This is a genomic window from Actinosynnema sp., assembly GCF_052038725.1.
The window spans coordinates 1-5,178 of the sequence record NZ_JBQGCX010000934.1 but is presented as its reverse complement, the minus strand read 5'-3'; the positions used below and the strand labels follow the sequence as shown (position 1 = coordinate 5,178).

Sequence of the window (5,178 nt, the reverse complement as noted above, 5' to 3'; positions counted from 1 at the left end):
GAGGTACTCCTGCGCCTCCCGGTCGACCTCGTCGACGACACCCGAGTCGTCCTCCGGACCGAACGAGTAGACGTCGGGCTTCTTCACCGCCGCGGCACCCCGCTTCGCCCGGCCGATCTCCTGGATGCGCCCGATGACCTTCTCGGCCGTGCGCCCCTGCTTCACCAGGCTGTCGGCGGCCTTGGCGGCGCTCTCCTTGACGCGCTCCTCCCTGAGGACGCGCGTGTCGGCGTGGTCGCGCAGCACCGTCGCCATGCGGTTCTTGACCGCCGCGAGCCTGTCAGCCGCGGAACTCACCTGCCGCCCTCCTCACCCAGCACGCTCTGGACCCGGCCCAGCGCGTCGTCGTCGAACAGCGACCCCGAGGTGCGCCACTGGCCGGACGAGCGCTCGGTGTCGCCGTTCTGCTGGCCACCACCCGCACCGCCCGTCATGCCGCCGCCCATCATCCCGCCACCCATCATCCCGCCGCCCATGGCGCCGGTCTGCCCCTGGCTCGCGTCCCCCATGGTGGGCAGCACCGCGGCCCCGGCCTGCCCCGCCTGGGAGGTGTGGGTGTCGGCGAAGCTGCCCCCGGCGTCACCGGGGTCGCGCCGCCACACCCCGTCGGCGCTGTCGGACTTGGCCGAGCCGCCCAGCGCGGAGCCCGCCAGCCCGGAATCGGCGCTGTCGAAGCGGCCACCGGTGTCACCCGCCAGCATCGCGCCCGACGTGACGGTCGTGCCCCCGGTGGAGGCGCTGCCGGTCGGGGCGCTGCCGGTCGGGGTGGGGTCGGCCGAGACGGGCTCGGTGAAGCCCACCTGCTGGGCCGTGCGGTCGGCTGCGGCGTACGAGGGGGCCGCCTCGGGCTCGGTGAAGCCGACCGGCTGCGCGAGCGGCGGTTCGGTGAAGCCCTGCGCCTGGGCGACGGCGGGCTCGGTGAAGCCCCGCACGTCGGCGGCGAGGTCCTGCCCGCCCACGACGGGGCCCTGGGCCCACGCCGCCCGCTGACCGGTCGCGCCGAGCGCGTCGGGAGCGCCCTGGGCGGAGGTCGCGGTCCCGTCGCCCGCGGCTGCCACGTCGTCGGCGCTGGTCTCGATGACGACGCCCTCGGCGTCGGTCACCGTGCCGACCCTCCTGCCGGTCTCGTCCTCGGTGAACTCGACGCCGTACTCGTTGGCCTCGCCGTCGCCGTCGGCCACGCTCAGGTTCAGCTCACCGGTCAGCGGGTCGACCTCGGCGATGATCTTCACGCCGTCCTGCTCGATGACCGCCCTGCCGTCGGGGCCGACCTGGATCGGGGTCGCCGCACCCGCGGCGCCACCCGCCGCTCCACCAGGGGCTCCGCCCGCCAGCGCGCCACCCGCGCCGAGCCCGGCGCCCGCGCCCGTCCCGGTCGCCCCGGAGGCGTCCGGGTCGAGGTCGTGGCCGGTGAGCGCCTTGTAGGCGTCGGGGTTGCCGCTGAAGTCGATGTCGTAGGTCTTCGGCTCGCCCTCGGGGGTGTCCAGCGTGAGCTGGACGTGGCCGTCCTCGCTCGGCTCGGACACGGCGATCTTGTTGTCGCCGCTGGTGAAGGTGACTTCCTCGGGCTTCTCACCGTCGCCCTTCAGGCCGTCGGGGCCCTCGCCCTCGGAACCGCCGGGGACCTGGGCGAGGTCGTCGGGCTTCCCGTCGCCGTCCAGGTCGTCGACCTTGCCGTCGCCGTCGGTGTCACCGGGCAGTTGGATGTCGTCGGGCTTGCCGTCGCCGTCCGCGTCCAGGGGGTTCGTGACGCCGGGCACGTCCCCGGAGGGCATCCCGCTGCTGCCGGGCATCCCCATGCCGCTGGGCATTCCCGTGCTGCTGGGCATACCGGTGCTGCTCGGCATCCCGGTGTTGCTGCTCGGCATCCCCGTGCTGCTGGGCACGGTGTCCTGGCCGGTGCCCGCGGCTCCCGCGAAGGGGTTCTCCGCCTCGGCCAGGTAGGAGTTCATGGCCTCCCACTGCTCGTCGACCGCTTCCTTGGTCTTCTCGCAGCACTCCTTGAACGCCTTGTAGACGTCCTCGAACTCCGGTACGAACGACTTCTTCACCCAGACCAGGCACTGGTCGATCGCGTACTTGGTCGTGGCCTCGTCCAGGGAGCAGTCGTCCGAGTTGAGCCTGGAGACGATGTCCGAACCGGGGACCTTCGCGTCGACCCAGGAGGCGATCTCGCGAATCCGGTCGCGGGAGAAGTCGCCCTCCCCCTTCGAGAAGGAGACCACCTTCTCCGCCATGTACGGCGACGCCTGCCCGACTTCCTCGCGGTAGTTCGCGAGCACCTCGTCGGCCTTGCGCTTGCAGAGCTCGAAGACGTTCTCGACGGTGGTCCTGACCACCTCGGCGGAGCCAGCCAGCTCCTCCGAGAGGTCCGCGCTCTTGGGGGCGATCTGGTTCCCGAAGTGCTCGCGGGACTTGTCGGCCGCCGCGCCGCTCCACTCCGCGTAGAGGGTGTTGAGCTTGCCCTTGACGTCCTCGGTGAGCCCGTCCACGCGGGACTTGGCCTTGTCGAACTCCTCGGCCTCGGACAGGAGCTTGCGGAAGTCGATCCCGAGCTGCTCGTCGTAGGGCTTGCGGATGTCCGCCTCGAGGTCGAGGTCACCCGTGCCGCGCAGCGCGTCGCGAGCGCCCGCGGGCCGGTTGTTCCAGATCGGGATGAAGTTCTCGAAGAACCGCAGGCCGGGGACGCCCGCGTCCAGGAGCTCGTTCGACGTGGCGACGCCGACCGAGGACGAGGTGGGGGCCGACTTGCCGTCGAGGTCGGTCTGCCCCTTCTTGACGTCCTCGACCTGCTCCCTGGTGGCCGCGCTGTTCCGGTCGCGGTCCTCCTTGGCCTGCTCGTAGGCCTTGTCGAGGAACGCCGTGCCGGTGTAGCCACCGCCGAAGTGGGGCCCCCCGCCGGTGTTGTAGGGGGTGACGCCGATCTTGTCGGCGTAGTCGTGCTGCTCCTTGTCGAGCATGCCCCCTCGGGAGCCCGAGTACGCGTCCAGGAGCGCTCGCTTGCGCTCCATGGAGACGTTCCCGTCGTCCAGGAGCTCCTTGACCTCTTCCCACTCCGGCGTGGCCATCAGTACTGACGCTCCAGGTTGGTGGCGTTGTTGCTCTCGACGTTGCCGTAGGTGCTCGCGCCCGCGTCGAGCTGGCTCGCGAAGCCCGTCAACGCGCCCTCGAGCCCGGTGATCATCTGCGCGAGGTTGGTGATGCCCGCCTGGTAGCCCTGGAGGTGCTGCTGGTGCGCCTCACCGAAGTGCTTGCCGTCCAGCTTGGTCTTGCCGAGGTCCTTCAAGTCCCCCGCAGCGTCCTTGGCAGCACCGGAGATGCCGTCGGCGGCTTTCCCCATCGCCTCGGTACTAGTGCCGTAACCGGCCACGGCCCCCGCTCCCCTCCGCGGCTCTGCACAGCCACGCATCACTCTCACCTGGTGCGCTTTACGACGCAGACCGTCGTTCAGCGGTTCCTATGGTCGCAGGCCAGAGGTGCCGCTCGCAGGGGTTTGCCACCGCGACTTGCAGGTGTGAACAGCGCGCGTCGGGCACGCCGGGACAGCCTGCGCGGGAGCGCGGCGGCGGTTCCCGAGGAGGAGCGCCAGCGGGAGCACGACCAGCAGTGCCACGAGGACCGGGACGGCGAGTGGCCCGATCAGACCGAGGTCGGTCACAAGGGATCTCAGGGGCCGGGATCGCGCCTTGGGACGGTGCGCGCGGCCCGGTCGCGCGCACCCAGGACCGCGCCTCGGGCACCGGGGCCCGGCTTCCGCCCAGTGCCCCGAGAAAAAACTCGGGGCACCCCGGAAGGGGTGCCCCGAGTCAGCTCCGCCCGCCCGGTCTCACCGGACCGCGCTGACCACGCCCGCCAGGCGCTGCGCCGCCGATTCGGCGAGTTCGTGCGTCGGAGCCTCGACCATCACGCGCACCAGCTGCTCCGTGCCCGAGGGCCGCAGCAGCACGCGTCCCGTGTCGCCCAGCTCCTCCGTCACGGCCGCCACCGCCTCCGCCACGGACGGGGCCGCGGCCACCGTCGCCTTGTCGGAGACCACGACGTTCAGCAGGACCTGCGGGAGCCTGCGCATCACGCCCGCCAGCTCCGCCAGGGGCTTGCCCGTCGACGCGACGCGGGCCATCAGGCGCAGGGCCGTGAGCAGGCCGTCGCCGGTGGTGGCGTGCGCGGGCAGCACGACGTGGCCCGACTGCTCGCCGCCCAGGGCGTAGCCGCCCGCGCGCAGTTCCTCCACCACGTACCGGTCGCCGACCGCCGTGGTGCGCAGCGCGATGCCGTGCTCGCGCATCGCCAGGTGCAGGCCCAGGTTGCTCATGACCGTCACGACCAGCGTGTCGTCGGTCAGCTCGCCCGCTTCCTGCATGGCCAGCGCGAGCACCGCCATGATCTGGTCGCCGTCGACCTCGTCGCCGTTCGCGTCCACGGCGGCGCAGCGGTCCGCGTCGCCGTCGTGCGCGATGCCGAGGTCGGCGCCGTGCTCCAGCACCGCGGCGCGCAGCTGCCCGGTGTGGTTCGAGCCGCAGTCCTCGTTGATGTTCAGGCCGTTCGGGGCCGCGTTGATCTCGACGACCTCCGCGCCCGCCCTGCGGTACGCCTCGGGGGCCGCGCCGGACGCCGCGCCGTTCGCGCAGTCCACCACGACCTTCAGGCCGTCCAGCCTGCTCGGCACGACCTTCAGCAGGTGCTCGACGTACTGGCTGAGCGCGTCCGGCACGTCGCGGACCCGGCCCACCTCGGCGCCGGTCGGGCGGTGCGCGCCCTCGCCCAGCTTCTGCTCGATCTCGTCCTCGACGGCGTCGGGCAGCTTGTGCCCGCCCGCGGCGAACAGCTTCACCCCGTTGTCCGGCATGGGGGTGTGCGAGGCGGAGATCATCACGCCCACGTCGGCGCCGAGCGCGCCGACCAGGTGCGCGACGGCGGGCGTGGGCAGCACGCCCACGCGCAGCACGTCCGCGCCCGCGCTGGCCAGGCCCGCCACGACGGCGGCCTCCAGCATCTCGCCGCTGGCCCTGGGGTCGCGGCCGACCACCGCGACGGGGCGGTGGGACCGGTCGTGCTCGGCGAGCACCCGCGCTGCGGAGGCGGCGACGGAGAGCGCGAGTTCCGGGGTGAGGTCGGGGGTGGGGGGGGGGCGGACCCCCGCGGGGGCGGACCGCCGGCGCCGGAGGGGAGGGGCGCCGG

The 5,178-nt window shown here is 72.8% G+C and carries 4 protein-coding genes; all 4 read right to left on the bottom strand.

Features of this window, described 5'->3' with window-relative positions:
- On the bottom strand, positions 1 to 297 hold a 297-nt coding region (locus ACTUAL_RS19805; protein ID WP_440901292.1), incomplete at its 3' end, for a hypothetical protein.
- Positions 294 to 3,068: a hypothetical protein gene (locus ACTUAL_RS19800; protein ID WP_440901291.1), complete on the bottom strand. Its 2,775-nt coding sequence runs from the start codon at positions 3,066 to 3,068 to the stop codon at positions 294 to 296. The genes ACTUAL_RS19805 and ACTUAL_RS19800, both read right to left, overlap by 4 nt.
- Positions 3,068 to 3,340, bottom strand: a complete 273-nt coding sequence (locus ACTUAL_RS19795; RefSeq protein WP_157767932.1) for a type VII secretion target — start codon at positions 3,338 to 3,340, stop codon at positions 3,068 to 3,070. Before ACTUAL_RS19795 ends, ACTUAL_RS19800 begins: the two co-directional genes overlap by 1 nt.
- Positions 3,341 to 3,826: 486 nt before the next feature.
- Positions 3,827 to 5,178, bottom strand: a 1,352-nt coding sequence (gene glmM / locus ACTUAL_RS19790; protein ID WP_440901290.1) for a phosphoglucosamine mutase, incomplete at its 5' end; no start/stop codon positions are given.